The following is a 16,264-nucleotide window of genomic DNA, read 5'->3' as shown; positions in this document are numbered from 1 at the left end:
AGAAACATCCCTGCCTCACACTTCGGACGTGTAACACGCCTGCAATCATTATTGAAAATTTCCGAAATTTTGTCAATTGACATCCTCTCCAATCTAAAGATTGGAGATTCCTTTTGTTCCTTTTAGGAACATTCTCTGGGTTTAAGCCAGAGCAACAGGGACTTCCAAGCGAAAGCCCAAGGGCGGTGCCATCCGGGTAGAACCCATTGCCGCCACTACAGGGTCGCCTAAACAACCTTGATACTTTCTCAAAATATTAATCGCACCTACGCCATCGCGATGATACTCAAAACCGCACTTACAGGTGTACTCACGATTATTAGGTTTCTTCCTATTGCCGCAACTTGGACAAGTTTGTGATGTATAAGCCTCATCTATCTGAACAACCTTGATACCTAACACCTCGGCTTTATAAGTTAGCAAAGACGTAATCTTACCAAACGCCCATTGATGTAGACGCTGATTGGCACGCTTGCCATAGTCAATGTTATCGCGGATACCAGTCAAGTTGCCGAGAACAATGGTGCCAATGCCTATCAACTGACAATATTTCAGGAACTTGGTGGTATGTTTGTGGAGAGCATCTGTGATTTGGTTGTCAATCTTGTTGATGCGTTTCCATTTACGACGTGTGAGTTTCCACCAGCGTTTAGAATGGCGTTTACACCTGCTGATAGCATGACTGAATTCAGAAAGCACTTTATTTCTCTGGCGATATAGCGAACGGATATACCGACCATTGTAAATATGTGTTTCTTTACCATCATGACTCACCATCGGATGTATTTCGCCAATATCCACACCTATTACGCCTTCACCAGTCGCAGTATCTTCAGTCTCATATTTATACGAGAAATGCAACTCCCACTGACCATGCTTATAGCACAAATCAATAGTTGCGATGTGTTCGTTTTCAGACATATTAAAGTTAGAGGGCAGTTGTATTTCCAATTTGGGTCTACCACTCCCCATAGAAAGCAATACACGCTTACCAAACAAACTCCCCACTACAAAAGTGATAGCAGACTTCAGCCAACGCGTTGTCATATAGTTTTTGCGTTTGTTGGGAGGTTTAGGCTTAGCAATACCACCACTCTTTTTCAAGGCAGAATAAGACTTCCACGACTTAAAGTATTGCTTCCTGATGGCTTGTATACTTTGCGAATGCAGAGGTTGTGCCTTAGACAAATTCTTATCCATCCAACCCTCACAGTCTTTTCCGAAATAGAAGTGATTGTGAGCATGTGGATAACCACGCTGATACTGATAAAATTCCATGAGCGATAAACACTCATTCCATACAGATGCTGATGTAGCATGAATATCGGAAAATATAGCTTGTCTATCTATTTTGAGAATCTTCGTTCTGTGGAACTTTGCCATCGGAACCTCGCTTCAGCAAAGACTGCCCTGACAGGGCACAAAGCATCAACTACCATATATACATCTACTTAGTATAGCACAAGAACACTTTTTTGTGAAATACAAAAACTGGTTTGGTATCAGAATTAGGTTTTTGACGAGGAGAGAAGTTTTTGATAGGATAAAGTCGTTCGCATTTTCTACATCTCCAAACTAAAGCATGGAGTTTTGAAAATGAAGAGGATGATAAAAAACCTAAAAAGGTCTTGACATTACCCCGTATTTTAAGGTATCTTTTATTTTAAAAGCGTCACGAAAATCCATCTATTTTAGTCCCAAAACGGAGTACTCACGAAGCGCGACACCAGTAGTAGAAAAGGAGATCACCCTGCATGCAATTCACCAAAACACAACATATTTCCGTTTATACACTCGTGCTCTGCACAATGTTGTTCTTGATATTTCCACTAACCACAACGGCACAAACCGTTAACATTCCCGACGCGAACCTACACACGGCAATTGCGGAAGCACTCGGTAAAGCACCAAATGCCCGGATTACCACAGATGAGATGGCGAGGTTGGTTCGTCTTGATGCGAATAACAGAGGCATCAAGGATTTGACAGGGCTTGAAGTTGCGACAAACCTGGATGACTTAAGGCTTAACGACAATTTAATATCCGATATATCCGCACTCGCGGGATTGATAAGACTGCGTCACATAGAGTTGGAAAATAACGCTATATCTGATCTCTCTCCACTTGAAGGATTAATCGGCTTGGAGCAGCTACATATCGCGCATAATCTGATAACCGATCTCTCTCCGCTCCAAGGCTTAATCAACTTGCGCGGGATAGCGATCCATCACAACGCAATATCCGATTTATCCGCCCTCGCGGGTCTAATAAAATTGGAATGGATAGGGATGAGCCATAATCCGTTGGCAGACCTCACACCGCTTGATGGGTTAGTTAACTTGCATAATTATCACTCCTGGGGCACGCCTGTGGTGAACCTTGCCGCCGTGGCGAAATTGCCGAAACTCAGGGAGATAAATGTGTGCGGCGGAGAGATATCGGATATCTCTGCCTTAGCGGACGCGAAGGGTTTAAAAGAGCTTTACCTTATTGATAATGAGATTTCGGACCTATCAGCCTTGGAAGGGTTAACAGGTTTGACCCGTCTGAGTCTTAAACATAATGAAGTATCCGATATATCGTCTCTTGAAGCGTTAAGCAGCCTCACATGGTTAGAACTTCACGACAATGTAATATCGGATGTATCTCCGCTTGCGAAACTAAATAACTTGACATGGTTAGATCTTAGCGAAAATGCGATAACGGATGTATCCTCTCTCACACTTTTGCCCAACTTGACATGGATGGGACTCAACGACAATGCAATAACAGACGTAGCAAGTTTAGAAAGATTCCCTGAGAACACATCTATCTCACACTCAAGTTTCATTAACTCCGCTTTCCCTGAAGCCGGTCCAAAAATAGAAGGACCCTGGTTATGGGTAATTGTGCCAGGGTCACGCCTTGACCACACAGACCTGCTTGCAAAAGCGAGTGGGGGTGCCGCAACAGAGGTAAAAGTTGCTACCTTTGGGGCAACTGACGGGAAATCCGTTGGGGATAGCAAATGGAGAGCACACAAACTCTCCCCGACGGGTGGGAATAACCTCAATGAAATGACAGATGCGCTCGGTTGGGGGTCAGGTTCGGAAATATATGACCATGTCGTTTACGGTTCCGTCACGTTGAATTCCCCGCGTAAACAGGACACAACGATGCTTGTCGGGAGTGATGATGAAGTAAAAGTTTGGCTCAACGGTGAATTGGTTCACTATAACCCTGTGCTTCGGGGTGCTGGCGATTTCCAAGATGCGTTTCCTGTTACACTGAAGCAAGGCGTAAACGTCTTATTAGTTGCTGTTGACAATCGCGGACACGGAGCCTTTAGCGGTTTTTTCGGTTTCGCACAGGATGCGGAATATACAGTAAACCCACCCGAGAGAAAATTTTTCATAAAAACACCCGCATGGGACGTGAACAGAGACGGACTAACGAACATTTTGGATCTGATTCTGGTAGGTCAGGATATGGGAAGGAACAGACCGACGAACGCTCGAACCGATGTAAACAAGGATGGAAAGCGTAATATCTCAGACCTTATCCTCGTGGCACAACACCTCGGTGAACTCAGCGGAATTTCTGCTGCACCTACCGCGCTTGCGGTAGACAGCATGAAATTAGATTCAGCAGTGGTACGCGGCTGGATAGCACAGGCATCCCTTGAAAATGATGGCTCGATCGCCTTCCAACGGGGAATCGCGAATCTCCAACGTCTTTTAATGTCGTTCATTCCAGAAAGGACGGCATTGTTGGCAAACTATCCGAACCCGTTCAATCCAGAAACTTGGATACCGTATCAGCTCGCTGAATCTGCCGATGTCTCCTTACGCATCTATGGCATGAGTGGTGTGTTGATTCGGACGCTGGGTATGGGGCACCAGTCTGCAGGTATCTATCACCAACAGAGTCGCGCAGCGTATTGGGATGGTAAAAATGAGGTCGGTGAATCCGTCGCAAGCGGTGTCTATTTTTATACCCTAACCGCAGGCGATTTGACAGAAACGCGCAAAATGTTGATAACGAAATGAATGTGTAACCAAAAGGATTCGCGAGCACAGTTCGCTTCCACAAGTAGAGGGAAAATACATGAAGAATCTCATCAAAATCAGCTTTCTACTAATACTTATCTTGGGGTATCAAACTGTTGAGGCGCAACTGGATCTTGCACAACAGGCGTATGAGATTCTCGACCATAACTGCTCAAGCTGCCACGGAGAACACGGCACCTTCACAGAGCAGCTCATCATCCGAAGTAGCCGAGAACTTATTGATTCGGGAGCAATTATCCCCGGAAATCCTAACGGTTCAAAGTTCTACCAGCGGTTAATCGAGACCGATCTGGCAAGACGGATGCCGCTTAACGCTCCTCCGATCTCCCAAGAAGCACTCAATACAATTCACCAATGGATTCAAACAGGTGCTCCGGACTGGACTACCTTTACACGTCCGGACATCAATTTCATCACGCCAGACCAAGTGCTTGAAACGATTGAAGGTCACGTCGAATCTCTCGCACCATTTGACCGCGCCTTCGCGCGTTATTTTACACTTACACACCTCTATAACGCTGGCGAAACGACTGAGGCACTACGTGCCTATAGCGTCGCTCTCTCGAAATTAGTAAATAGTCTATCTTGGGGTTTTGAAGTTAAAAAACCGACACCCATTGATCCGAGAGAGACAATCTTTCACATCGACTTACGGCACTACGAGTGGGATATCAGAAATGAAGCATGGACACAGATTGAAAGGGAATACCCCTATAAGGTTGAATTCGATTCTGAAACCCAAGCAAATCTGAACGAAAAATTGACAAATCTGCGTGAAGAGATGAGGTGTGAAGTGCCGTTTGTTCATGTCGACTGGTTTCTCGCAACGGCATCACTGCCGCCGCTCTATCACGATATTCTGGATCTTCCAGAAACAGATCGCGAGTTAGAGAGAGACCTTGATGTGAATGTCGCGAGGAATATCCAGAGTGCGCCGGGGGTCCGCGTCTGGCGCGCAGGTTTCAACGACTCAGGTGTCTCAAATAACAATCGCGTCGTGGAACGTCATACTTCTCGATATGGTGCGTATTGGAAAAGTTACGACTTTGCTGGAAGCGTTGGTGCGCAAAATATCTTCACACATCCCCTCTCTTTTACACCTGACGGTGGTGAGATCATCTTCAATCTTCCCAACGGTTTACAGGCATACTACATCTCGGATGCATCTGGTAGTCGCATAAATGTAGCACCCACCACTATCGTTTCTAATCCTGCTGCGGACGATCCTGCCGTGCGGAATGGGCTTTCGTGTATCGGTTGCCACACAGAAGGGATGAAGACGTTTGAGGATACGGTGCGTGCAGCGGTTCAGCGGACGGGAAATCCGACATTTGATAAAGAGCAGGCGTTGCGATTGTATGTAGAAAAAGCAGTGATGGATGCCCGCTTAGACGAAGATAAAACGCGTTATGAGATGGCACTTAAGGAGACAGGGGGCATCCCCGGTGGCATAGAACCTGTACATCGGTTTCATGAAGTATTTCATGATCCTCTTGAAGCATCATACGCTGCGGCTGCTGTCGGGTTAGAAACTGATGCTTTTCTTCAAGAGATTCGAGAGAAGTCGAGTTTACAAAACTTGGGCTTGACAGGACTTATTGATGGCGGGAACGTGCAGCGTGACACATGGACAGATCGGTTTGATGAAGTAATCGCTGCGCTGAATTCCCCGGAAGAGTCCAGCAGCATCACCCCAATAGTTGTAGACCGCACCCAACCGACTCCAACGGGTGCTGTTTACATCCCGGATGCGAATCTCCGTACAGCGATTGAAGAGGCACTTGGGAAAGCCCCCGGTGCTTCAATCACCACAGAGGATATGGCGAGATTGACGGGGCTTGAGGCTGATGAAAGAGACATCCGCGATCTGACGGGACTAGAGTATGCGATAAATCTCGAACGGATAGAATTCCGTCGCAATGAGATATCCGATCTATCGCCGTTGGCAGGCTTAATACGCTTAGATAACATCAAGTTGCGGGGTAACAGGATAACCGATGTATCTCCGCTGGCGGACTTAACTAACGTAGACTGGTTAGGGCTTGAGGAGAATGCAATAACAGATTTATCTCCATTGAAGGGGTTAATAAAATTGAACGGGATAGGGATTTCAGGCAACCCTATAGCCGATGTGTCGCCGCTTACGAGTCTCATTAGTTTGGAAGGCATAGCTGCTCGGAACACGCCTCTCTCAGATTTTTCCCCATTGGCAAAGTTGCCAAGACTACAATGGATAGAATTTGGTGGCGATAGATCTGTATCAACGATTCCGTCCGTAAACGGATTGAAATCACTGAGGCATCTGGCGATTCGAGACTGTGGCATTTCAGACATCTCTGGACTATCAGAGTTAACACAACTGACTTCGTTAGATTTACGGGATAATTACATATCAGACCTCTCGCCTTTAGATGGATTGACAAGTTTGACGTATCTTGACCTTGCCTATAATCTCATATCTGATGTATCACCACTGTCAGGATTAACCCGTTTGAAAGAATTGCATCTTTACAAAAACGTCATATCGGATGTGTCGCCCCTTGCGGGACTTATAAACTTGGAACGACTTGACCTTTGGAGCAACGCGATATCCGACTTCTCACCTTTATCTGGATTATCTGAGAAGACTGATATCGGGACAGCAGACAACCCGGGTGTTTTCCTAAAAGGTGCTCCGAAAATAACGGGTCCGTGGTTATGGATGCTGCTCCCTGGGGAGCGTCTTGACAGCAAGACAGATTTGCTTGCAAAAGCAAGTAAAGGGTCTGTAACAGAGTTGGAGATTGCTACTTCCGGTGCAACAGAGGGGGAGTCTATCGGAGACAACGAGTGGACATCCCGCAAAATCCCATCTACCGGAAGGAATAACATTGATGCTATGCTGCCGCGTCCTGTCCCTGATGGAGTTGTCTATGGTTCTATCACCTTGGATTCGCCATCGGAACAGGAGACAACAATGTACGTCGGTAGCGATGCTGAGTTAAAAGTCTGGCTTAACGGTGTGTTAATTCACGAGGATCTCGTTTGGCAGGCCGGTGAGGATTACCAAGATTTCTTTCCTGTTACATTGAAAGCAGGTAGAAATGTCTTGTTAGTTACTGTTCGCACCCATAGTAACGGGTTTTTTGGCTTTGCACCTGATACCGAATATACAGTGTTACCCCCTGGTACCAGATTCTCTTTATTCACAGATACAACGCAGGTTAAAGCTGGCGCGACATTTACCGTCTATGTCAAGACTAAAGGTGTCGACGATTTAGCGGGATGGCAATCCGATATTATATTTGACCCAGCTGTACTAAAAGCAAACAGCGTGAAGGATGGCAATTTTCTGAGGCAGGATGGGGGACGAACCCACTTTTTGGAAGGCGCGATTGATAACACAGATGGGAGAATTACCGGTGTGGGTTCAGCGCGGATCTCAGAAGGGGGAGCGAGCGGTGAGGGCACCCTGCTGTCCGTCACATTCACGGCGAAAGCTGCCGGAGAAACACGGGTGGCATTGCGTGAATTCCAATCTGGTTCCAGTGCTGGCAAAGCAATGCCCCCTGCTTCGCCTGATATAACTATTACTGTGGGGGATCCGTCTACCTTAGATGTAAGCGATACCGCGTTCTCCCTTTCCACAGATACAACATCCGTCTACCTCGACGATACCTTCACGCTTCGCCTCAGGGCAAAAGATATTACGGATTTAGCAGGATGGCAGTCTGACATTGCATTCGATCCTGCTGTACTTGAAGTGGTTGAGGTGAGCGAAGGCGACTTTTTGAGAGCGGAGGGGGTAAGTACCTTTTTCGGCCCTGGCACGATTGACAACACCACTGGTAAAATCACCAACTTAAGCACAGCACGATTCAAGGGTGGGGTCAGCGGCACCGGCACGCTGCTATCGGTCATATTTACAGCGAAGGCTGTCGGAGAAACACGGGTAACTTTTAGCAATTTTTATGCGGGTTCCAGCAGCACTGAGGTAATTCCTTCAGGCTCCCCCGAAATTGCTATTACTGTTGAAGACAGTGCGTTCCTCACTTCGGACGTAAACCGAGACGATCAAGTGAACGTTCTTGATCTAATTCTGGTGGCACAACTTTTGGGTTCCACTACGCCCGGGGACAGTCGAGCTGATGTTAACGGTGACGGAACTATTAACGTTTTGGATCTAATTGTTGTTGCGCAACATTTGGGTGAGTCAACCGAAGGGGCTGCTCCTTCCAATGTTGCGGCTGTAGACAGTTTGGAACTAAATCCTGCGATGATTCAGGCGTGGATAGCACGTGCTCGAGTTGAAGATGATGGATCGCTCGCCTTTCAACAGGGTATTGCTAAACTTGAGCAGCTGTTGACGTTGTTCATTCCAGAAGAGACGGCTTTACTTCACAACTACCCAAACCCGTTCAATCCAGAGACTTGGATACCGTATCAACTCGCGGAACCTGCCGAAGTCACGGTGCATATCTATGCCACGAATGGTGTCTTAGTGCGGACGTTGGCGTTGGGTTACCAACCCGCGGGTATCTATCAGTATCGGAGTCGTGCGGCGTATTGGGATGGTAAAAATGAAGTGGGCGAGTCCGTGGCAAGCGGTGTCTATTTCTATACATTTACAGCCGGCGACTTCATTGCCACGAGAAAAATGTTAATAATGAAGTGAAGAATGGTCTGCTATTCCGCCGATGGCTGATTGCTGTAAAAACCGAGAAAGGCAATATCACGTAAGCCTCGAAAAAGTCGTCGTCGAATCTGAAAACGGCTCTTTGCCCAACCCTCTACATATCGCATTGCGTCGCGTGGTGGGAGTTGTGTAAAACGACACAACTTCCCTTTGAAAAGCAGCGGTCCCCATTGGAAGAGATGTAGTCCAAAACGGAGTTGCCGCTGCAACGTTTTGGGCAGTTGCTGGACGAACGCGTCGATGGCGATGATAGGCGTATCCAATCCGGTATCGCATGGAACCCCCACCATATACGCACACACGGATTTAAGAATATCGTGTTCAACTTGGGTGAAAAAGTAGGTGGCTTTCGGCGGTGCCCTAAACATTGGCTTGCTCACTCGATTGCGACAAAGACTCACACAATTCTCGTGCCTCTACCACCGGTTCCGCTTCGCAGGGACGAATTTCCAATACCTTCAGAATATCTGATGGCAGCTGCTTAAAGAGTTCGTCCCACTCAAGATCCCCGGTCCCGGGTGGATGATACCCTTCAAGCCCTTTCAGATCGTGCAGGTTCACGCCGACAAGGTGTTCAGCATACTGCTCAAGCCATGTGTCCGCCCAGCATACGCCGAGTTTCTCCTGCAGCGCAGCATGTCCCATGTCGTGCCAATAACGCATTGGGCTGCCGTAAAACTTCTCAAGGAACAGTCCAGCCTCATCAAAATTCGGAATTTGGTAATAATGTGGACGGTTTTCAATAGCGATACAGAGTTCCATTCTCAAGGCGTATTCGTTTAATTCGTCAAGGCTCCGTAACACTGCGTCTTGGTGTTTTGTTTCTTTACGCTTCCGCCACTCAATGGCTTCAGTCACTTTTTGATCGAAGGCTTCAAACTCGCGCTCGCCATAATTGTATAGGTCTCTCATTAGATAGGACCTATCGTAGGTGTCAACTTGGCCAAGGTGAAGGACCACAATCGGCACCTCCAATTCAACGGCAAGTTCCATCGTTTGAAGAGTGCGGCGGATAGCCTCCTTCCGTTCGTCTGCATTGAGACTCGAAAGTAAAATTTTGTCTTTCTCTGCTTCTGCTTGTGACGTTCCGGGCAGGATGGGACAGAAGTTGTGGATCGAGCAGGGTGGGTTTTCGCGGAGATACGGCTTAAGTTGTTCTACCTGATCCGATGTAAGATGCCTGCTGAGTTCGAGCGTTTCAAAGCCAAGGTTTTTGAGTTCATCGAACAGCGCAGCACCGTCCTGTTGTTTCAAAGCGTTCCACAGTGTTGAAATTGCTAACATTTTTATTGGCTTTCAGCAATCGGCTATCGGCTGCCTGAAACCTTCGGTTAAGAGGTTTTCGTTTAACAAGACCCTCTTGCTGACTGCCGACGGCTGACTGCCGACGGCTGTATGATTACTTTTCGTCCTTCAACCTTCAATCTACCCTGTGCGTACCACTTAATAACCTCAGGATAGAGTTTATGTTCTTCAACCTGAATTCGGTTATGCAAACTCTCCTCGTCGTCCGTATCCAGAACGGGAACAGCCAACTGCGCGATGATAGGACCGGAATCCACATCTTCATCAACAAAGTGAACGGTGACACCCGCGATTTTCACACCGTAAGCCAATGTATCAGCGACAGGATGCGCACCCGGAAATGCTGGTAAGAGCGTGGGATGGACATTGATAATTCGGTTCCGGTACTTGCGCACGAAGGGGGGCTGAAATAACTTCATGAAGCCCGCAAGAACAATTAATTGGACACCGTATTGTTCGACGAGCCTTGAAATTTCTGCGTCAAAGTCTTGGCGACTCTCAAAATTTTGGGTTCTTATAACATGTGTCGGTATACCTGCACGTTTCGCGCGTGTGAGCGCGTAAGCCTTGCGTCGATCACTGATCACAACAGCGATTTCAATACCACTCGTTTCGTCTTGATGTAGCTGCTCAATCAGGGTTTGCAGGTTAGTTCCACTCCCTGAAACGAGGACTGCAATTTTCAATCTTGATCCTTTACCAGTACGAATTGTTTGTTGTATGTCCTTCTGGGATAGGCACCCAGACCCCACCAGTTTTTTCCGCCACCTCTTGTTGGAAATCATCGTAAGTGCCGACGACGCTGACGAGGACCTGCTTTTGTTCTAACATTTGAATAATCGCGAGGGGTGAGTATTCACCTTTTGCTGGTTCATCTGTAACCAGAATAAAATAGGGTTGTGCATTCGATCGGAGTTTCAACCGTCGCATCCCCTCCGCCACGGCATCTAATAACATCTCATTTTCTCGGCACGGCAGTTCAATGATCTTCCGAATCTTCTCCAGTTTTTGCGGCGGATTAAAAACGTTGACCATGTTCATAGATGCGCGCGATCGGAAGCGCACCACACCTATCTGATAGTCCACAAAGGCGTTATCCCAATCACGAACGAGAATCTCAAGTTGCTTCAAAAAATGCGGAAGTTTCTCGTCCATACTCTTGCTACCGTCAACGAAGAGGACAATATCGACTGGGATGCTGCCGCTCAATTTCAACGCGATATCCCCAACTTTTGTAACATTTGCCCATTGTGCTTGGCGTAACGATACTGCTTTATTTCTTGGATGCATCGATGTATGAGTTTGCTGCGGCTTTTTGCGTTTTGGATCTTCGGGAATGAGATGCCACTTACCACCTGTCTCAGAGGCAAGTGCCTGATGTTCCTCAAGCGGAAGACCGAGGACATTCACATAGATACCGAACTCCCGGCAGTACGCAATGGCATTTTTCAGTTTAATCCCCTTTAGGCTTGTAAGAGGTTCATCGGTAACAAGAATAAAATGCCGCTTAGAGGTCGCGCGGAATCGGAGTTCTTTGACCGTTTGCACAATAGCATCTAAGGCATTTTCGTCCTGATGGGTGTAAATCGCTTGGAGAGTGCGTTTGTATTTCGCGTAACTCTTTGTTAGTTGGACGACTGTAATGACGTTTTCTTTCTTACGCGCCCAAAATTCTGTCACACCGAGGGCGTAATCTATCTTGGAGGCTTTGTATACATCCACCATTTCGTGTAAATGTTCTACAACGGACTTGATATTATCCTGCATGCTACCGCTGGCATCAATGACAAAGACCACGTCAATTGGACCACCCTCGCTTGTCTCCACAATCTCCTGTGCAAGTTTTCTCATAAGCCTCGGAAAGGAAACATGCGGTAGTGCTTCCCGTTTTTCCTGAACCTCTGCCAACTGTGCTGGAGATAATCCTTCCTCTTCTTCTACTATTTTAAGTGTCGTAACTTGTGGGGCACGTTGAATTCTCGGTGGACCCGGACGTTTCGCCCCGAAGGTCGTATCGCCTGCTGGACTCGCAGCTTCCGTTTTCGACAAATTCCCTTCGACATTCTGAAGTGTACGGGCAGCGGTGCTGACCTCATTCCAGTTTTCTCTCGACAGATCCAGAGATGTCGATGGATTTTCCGTCTCAACCTCGGCTTGCAAACTGCGTCCTAAGGCAGGACGCGGCGTTTCGGTATCTACCGTAACGGGCGTTGCAAGAGAGGGTGGCAATTCTCCAGTACTGACATCCGGTTTTATAAACTCATGCTCAAGCGCGCGAAGACGCGGCGAAACCTTTTTCAGTGGTGGCTTCGGTCGAGCAGTGTTTTCGACTGAAATAAGCTCTGCCGTTAGATTCACCTTCTCTGACGTTATTGGCTGATTCTGTGCCACGAAGTAGAACGTCGTGATGAAAAAAAAGAGATGGAATATCAGCGAAATGAATAACGCTTTGTGGATTGCTGACTTCGTTTTCCAAGTCCTATATAAACGGGTTTCTAATTTCATTTTTCATGTCCTACCACAAAGTATTACGGAAGAACTAAGGCACAGGAACTACGGCAAATAGATAGAAACGCTTCCCTGAAAACGTAGCTTACTTCCGCTGAAGGTAGGTTGTCAGTAAGCGTTTAGGTGGTTCGTGCTGAATAACCTCAAAAGAGATTAACTTTTCTCCATCCAGTGCATGCGATTTCTTCAATGCATGCACCGACTGTCCAAACCGATCACTGGAGGATTGATAGAGTGTTGCTCCCACCATTGTAAAAACAGCGAAGGTCAATACAAATATGTAAATTGGACTGCGTGTCCGAATATTGTAGCGCAGACTGCCAATCAATATTGAGAACGGGTGCGCCCATCCGAAAGATGCTTCAACAAATCGTCCAATGCGGGACCAGAATGATTTCTGCTGTTGTTGATGCTGTACGACATCCGATACGCCTGCCATTACACTACTTAAGAAATCATTAGAAGTTTCCACCTCTCCAGCATGACGGAGGAAATTGTCGGTCTGTTGTAACCGATGGACGTGATTTGCACAAACTTCACACTTTTTAAGATGCCGTCGGATGAGATGGCGTTTCCATGCTGGTAACTCTCTGTCAATATAAGCAGAGAGTTCGTCTGGACTCGCAAGTTGCGCCTCACATTTTGAGCTGTGTACATCTGGGAATTCGGTTTGTCTATATTTTCTCATTGACACTTTCCTCCGTGATTCCCGCTTTGATAAGCAGCTTTCTCATTTTTTGTCGCGCGCGATGGATCAATGCTTTAACAGCACCTACCGAGCATCCGAGAATGTCTGCAACCTCTTCATACCGTAAGTCTTGATATGTGACGAGCGTTAGTGCCACACGTTGATTTTCTGGTAACTGTGCGAGTGCTTTTCGGATAATCTGTCTCTGTTCCTTTTTCTCTAAGAGTACGTCCGGCAGATAGCGGGTATCCCGCATAATGTCGGTATGGTAAACATCCTCACCTTCTTCAACCAAGTCTTCCAAAAAACAGGTATTTCGGCGTGTGCGGTTCCGAATCTCGTTCCGAGACAAATTAGTGGCGATCGTATAGAGCCAACTTTTGAAGGATGCCGTTGGTTCATAACGGTTCGCACTTTTGAAGACCCGCAGGAACGTTTCTTGGGAGAGGTCCTCCGCCCGTTGATAATCGTTGATAGAACGGTGAATGTAGTTAATTAAAGGGTTCTGATACCTCCGTACCAGCAACTCGAAGGCACTCATATCCCCTTTACCACATTTCACCATCAAATCTTCATCTGAAACAAACATTTTTTAATGTTCCTTGCGGTTGGGTTAGGCGTGATTTTCGGTGATGTGCCTCTCCGTAGACTCAGCCCATTCGTTTATAGTAACGGGTGGAACTGCTGTTTGGTTTACGCATTCCCGTCAAAATTTAATTGAAGTTTCAATTTAAGCTTCATCGCTGTTTTGTATGCGCTAACTGCTTCGCGTCGCTTGCCTTGAAACGTATAGACTGCCCCAAGTTCAGAATATAATTCAGGGTGCTCCGGTATAAAATGGATGGCACGCGTATAAACCTCAACAGCCTCGTCGTAGCGTTTGAGCAAGCGATAGGTCGCTGCGAGATTGATATGTGCTGTCGCCTCGGTTGGTTCGCACGCGACTGCCATCTTGTAGGCATCTATTGCTTTCTCATAGTCGCCCTGCATAAAATAAGCTAAACCAAGATGGAAATGTGCTTCAGCTGATTCACGGTTATGTTGAATTACCTGCTGAAATTCTTCGATTGCTTTCGCGTAGTTTCGGACATTCAAAGCATCCGCACCCTGCTTCAGGTGTTTAGCAGCGATTTGATGCGTGTGGATATCAAGGTGCCCCCGCTGAATGAGTTTCACTTGTGTCTCATTTGAAGACACAGCAGAATCTTCAGGTGTTAAGGCACGTTCCGTATCGATTTTGCTGTCTTTCATCTGTACTTTCCTACAAAAACTGACTAACACGCAATGCGGAATCCTATCACAAACTCCGCATATCCGTTGCTAAAAAAGTCATAACTGGTGCAGGTACTATAGTTATGATTGTAATACCATGCGCCACCACACGCCACTCGGAAATTGCCTTCATCATCATAAGTTGTGTCTGTCCATTCCCAGACATTACCCACCATGTCGTAGCAACCGAACGGACTTATGCCATCTCTGAAACTAACGACCGGAGTTGTCGTCCCCGCACCGAGTTCTGCGGTGTTGCACCGCGGCTTATCAATTTCATAGCCCCACGGGAAAAGTCTATCATCAGCACCACGTGCGGCGTATTGCCATTCTGGAAATGTCGGCAGCCTGCCACCGATATAACGCGCATAAGCCTCTGCATCTTCACACGTAAGCCAGACAACAGGGTGATCACCTCTGTTCGCTGGATAGACACCATCTGTCCAATCCTGCGGTGGTGTATGTCCAGTCTCCTGAATGAATCGTTGATACTGTGCATTCGTTACAGGATAAACACCGAGTTCAAATCCGTTCATCTCCAAAGGCGCGCCTTCTTCACCGATACAAGCTGTCCCCGCAGGAATACGAACGGTCGCATCTAACACCTGTAGCGCAGCATCTCGGACACCCTCATCTTCGTATGAAAGCGCGTAACCGAGTGGCGAGATGACTTCACCGACGGGTGGTGTTGTGAGTTGCGGCATCGCCTCCCAGCCAAGTTCTGTACTTAGCAGCAACCGAGTGGCATCGGATAGCGATGCGTCGAAGTGCCACGTCCAATAATCTCGACAAAGTTTCTGGAAGGCATCCGGCGTATTGCTTTCTACGAGTGCAAGTCGAGATTCCTTTGACCTCGTGATATTTAGGATATTTTTTGTTGTAACGCCGTTCGTGCGCTCCATATTTATAATGATAGCATAAAGAGACAGTTTTATACAAGTGATTTTGGGACTGTAGATTCTTCAGATTGGGAAACACAACAAAGGCAAATAAGCCTCAGTCCATCAACGTTCTTTCGAAATTTCTAACAGCAATTCAATTTTTTGCCAAACCTCTTCTCATGTTTTATTTTTCCTCCTCATCCGAATGATTTCAGGGATTTCAGTCAACGAAGCCACTTCGTAATCAGGTCGAGTTTCTGTATCATTCAATACACCTTCTCGGTTGAGCCAGACGGAAGACACGCCTGCGCTCCGCGCGCCTGCAATATCGGTTTCAAGGGAGTCGCCTACATGGAGGAGATGCGCGAGTTCACAACCTGCTCGCTGGGCAGTTATCTCAAAAATTCTTGGATCTGGTTTCTCAACCTGTACATCTTGCGAAAAAACAACAAAGGTGAAATATCCTTCAAGTCCGCAGCGTTCAGGGTAGGTGTTCCCATTCGAGAGCAATCCTAACTTGAAATGCGGTGCTAAAGCGTCAAAGGTTGGGATGACATCAGGATACAATTCTATATCTTCAAAACGGTGTTTCCGATATATCGCATTTAGATAGGCTGCGAGTTCTTTATCTGGGCAACCGACTTGTTCAAGTGTTCTCTCAAATGCACGCAATCTGATTTCTTCAAGGTTCCAGATTTTGCCCTTCACCTCTTCAGCAAATTGCTCTCGAATCGCAATCATTTCGTTGATTGTTAGTTCTAAAACACGCGTTGTTGGAACCTGTCTTTGTAGTTCCGCCAGTGTGTGCTTGAGCGAATGCCGCATCACTTTCCGAAAATCCCACAGGGTCATGTCGCCATCAAAAGAGATCGTTGAAATTTGCAAG

General features: G+C 46.9%; 12 protein-coding genes. 2 read left to right on the top strand and 10 right to left on the bottom strand.

Translation table 11 applies throughout. The features are described from left to right. Nucleotides 1-141: 141 nt before the first annotated feature. Nucleotides 142-1,383, bottom strand: coding sequence for a transposase (locus OXH39_22455; protein MCY3553232.1), 1,242 nt, complete (start codon nt 1,381-1,383; stop codon nt 142-144). A gap of 371 nt (nt 1,384-1,754) precedes the next feature. Here OXH39_22455 and OXH39_22450 point away from each other — a divergent pair, with 371 nt between their 5' ends. Together OXH39_22450 and OXH39_22445 are read left to right on the top strand one after the other, a co-directional pair. Next, nucleotides 1,755-4,028: a leucine-rich repeat domain-containing protein gene (locus tag OXH39_22450; GenBank protein MCY3553231.1), complete on the top strand. Its 2,274-nt coding sequence runs from the start codon at nt 1,755-1,757 to the stop codon at nt 4,026-4,028. Nucleotides 4,029-4,086: 58 nt separating this feature from the next. Next, nucleotides 4,087-8,703 (top strand): leucine-rich repeat domain-containing protein, encoded by a 4,617-nt coding sequence (locus OXH39_22445; GenBank protein MCY3553230.1) that lies wholly within the window; start codon nt 4,087-4,089, stop codon nt 8,701-8,703. 11 nt (nt 8,704-8,714) lie between these two features. Here OXH39_22445 and OXH39_22440 read toward each other — a convergent pair whose 3' ends face one another. From OXH39_22440 to OXH39_22400, 9 genes are all read right to left on the bottom strand, one after another. Beyond that, nucleotides 8,715-9,092: a hypothetical protein gene (locus OXH39_22440; protein MCY3553229.1), complete on the bottom strand. Its 378-nt coding sequence runs from the start codon at nt 9,090-9,092 to the stop codon at nt 8,715-8,717. Next, the gene (locus OXH39_22435) at nt 9,085-10,008 is read right to left on the bottom strand and encodes a sugar phosphate isomerase/epimerase (GenBank protein ID MCY3553228.1); all 924 of its coding nucleotides are present in this window, start codon (nt 10,006-10,008) and stop codon (nt 9,085-9,087) included. Before OXH39_22435 ends, OXH39_22440 begins: the two co-directional genes overlap by 8 nt. Nucleotides 10,009-10,070: 62 nt before the next feature. Beyond that, nucleotides 10,071-10,715 carry a phosphoribosylglycinamide formyltransferase gene (purN, locus tag OXH39_22430; GenBank protein MCY3553227.1) on the bottom strand — a complete coding sequence of 215 codons (645 nt, stop codon included), beginning with the start codon at nt 10,713-10,715 and terminating at the stop codon, nt 10,071-10,073. 10 nt (nt 10,716-10,725) lie between these two features. After that, a complete protein-coding gene (locus OXH39_22425) occupies nt 10,726-12,534 on the bottom strand; it encodes a VWA domain-containing protein (protein ID MCY3553226.1) in 1,809 nt (602 codons plus the stop codon). A gap of 88 nt (nt 12,535-12,622) precedes the next feature. Then, nucleotides 12,623-13,225 (bottom strand): zf-HC2 domain-containing protein, encoded by a 603-nt coding sequence (locus OXH39_22420; protein MCY3553225.1) that lies wholly within the window; start codon nt 13,223-13,225, stop codon nt 12,623-12,625. Next, nucleotides 13,212-13,814, bottom strand: coding sequence for a sigma-70 family RNA polymerase sigma factor (locus OXH39_22415; protein MCY3553224.1), 603 nt, complete (start codon nt 13,812-13,814; stop codon nt 13,212-13,214). Before OXH39_22415 ends, OXH39_22420 begins: the two co-directional genes overlap by 14 nt. Nucleotides 13,815-13,918: 104 nt before the next feature. Further along, the gene (locus tag OXH39_22410) at nt 13,919-14,476 is read right to left on the bottom strand and encodes a tetratricopeptide repeat protein (GenBank protein MCY3553223.1); all 558 of its coding nucleotides are present in this window, start codon (nt 14,474-14,476) and stop codon (nt 13,919-13,921) included. Between the two features lie 23 nt (nt 14,477-14,499). Next, nucleotides 14,500-15,399: an SUMF1/EgtB/PvdO family nonheme iron enzyme gene (locus OXH39_22405; protein ID MCY3553222.1), complete on the bottom strand. Its 900-nt coding sequence runs from the start codon at nt 15,397-15,399 to the stop codon at nt 14,500-14,502. Nucleotides 15,400-15,555: 156 nt separating this feature from the next. Further along, nucleotides 15,556-16,263 (bottom strand): HAD family hydrolase, encoded by a 708-nt coding sequence (locus OXH39_22400; GenBank protein ID MCY3553221.1) that lies wholly within the window; start codon nt 16,261-16,263, stop codon nt 15,556-15,558. Nucleotide 16,264: the final 1 nt, after the last annotated feature.

It is taken from the genome of Candidatus Poribacteria bacterium (assembly GCA_026702755.1).
Lineage (GTDB): Bacteria > Poribacteria > WGA-4E > WGA-4E > WGA-3G > WGA-3G.
The sequence above is the reverse complement of the archived record's forward strand: the minus strand, read 5'-3'. Positions and strand labels throughout refer to the sequence as shown.

What these genes read in the sequence shown, in the direction of transcription:
- OXH39_22410 (MCY3553223.1), bottom strand. Translation starts at nt 14,476, where the DNA reads ATGAAAGACAGCAAAATCGATACGGAACGTGCCTTAACACCTGAAGAT.
- OXH39_22405 (MCY3553222.1), bottom strand. Translation starts at nt 15,399, where the DNA reads ATGGAGCGCACGAACGGCGTTACAACAAAAAATATCCTAAATATCACG.
- OXH39_22440 (MCY3553229.1), bottom strand. Translation starts at nt 9,092, where the DNA reads ATGTTTAGGGCACCGCCGAAAGCCACCTACTTTTTCACCCAAGTTGAA.
- OXH39_22455 (MCY3553232.1), bottom strand. Translation starts at nt 1,383, where the DNA reads ATGGCAAAGTTCCACAGAACGAAGATTCTCAAAATAGATAGACAAGCT.
- OXH39_22425 (MCY3553226.1), bottom strand. Translation starts at nt 12,534, where the DNA reads ATGAAATTAGAAACCCGTTTATATAGGACTTGGAAAACGAAGTCAGCA.
- OXH39_22445 (MCY3553230.1), top strand. Translation starts at nt 4,087, where the DNA reads ATGAAGAATCTCATCAAAATCAGCTTTCTACTAATACTTATCTTGGGG.
- OXH39_22415 (MCY3553224.1), bottom strand. Translation starts at nt 13,814, where the DNA reads ATGTTTGTTTCAGATGAAGATTTGATGGTGAAATGTGGTAAAGGGGAT.
- OXH39_22450 (MCY3553231.1), top strand. Translation starts at nt 1,755, where the DNA reads ATGCAATTCACCAAAACACAACATATTTCCGTTTATACACTCGTGCTC.
- OXH39_22420 (MCY3553225.1), bottom strand. Translation starts at nt 13,225, where the DNA reads ATGAGAAAATATAGACAAACCGAATTCCCAGATGTACACAGCTCAAAA.
- OXH39_22435 (MCY3553228.1), bottom strand. Translation starts at nt 10,008, where the DNA reads ATGTTAGCAATTTCAACACTGTGGAACGCTTTGAAACAACAGGACGGT.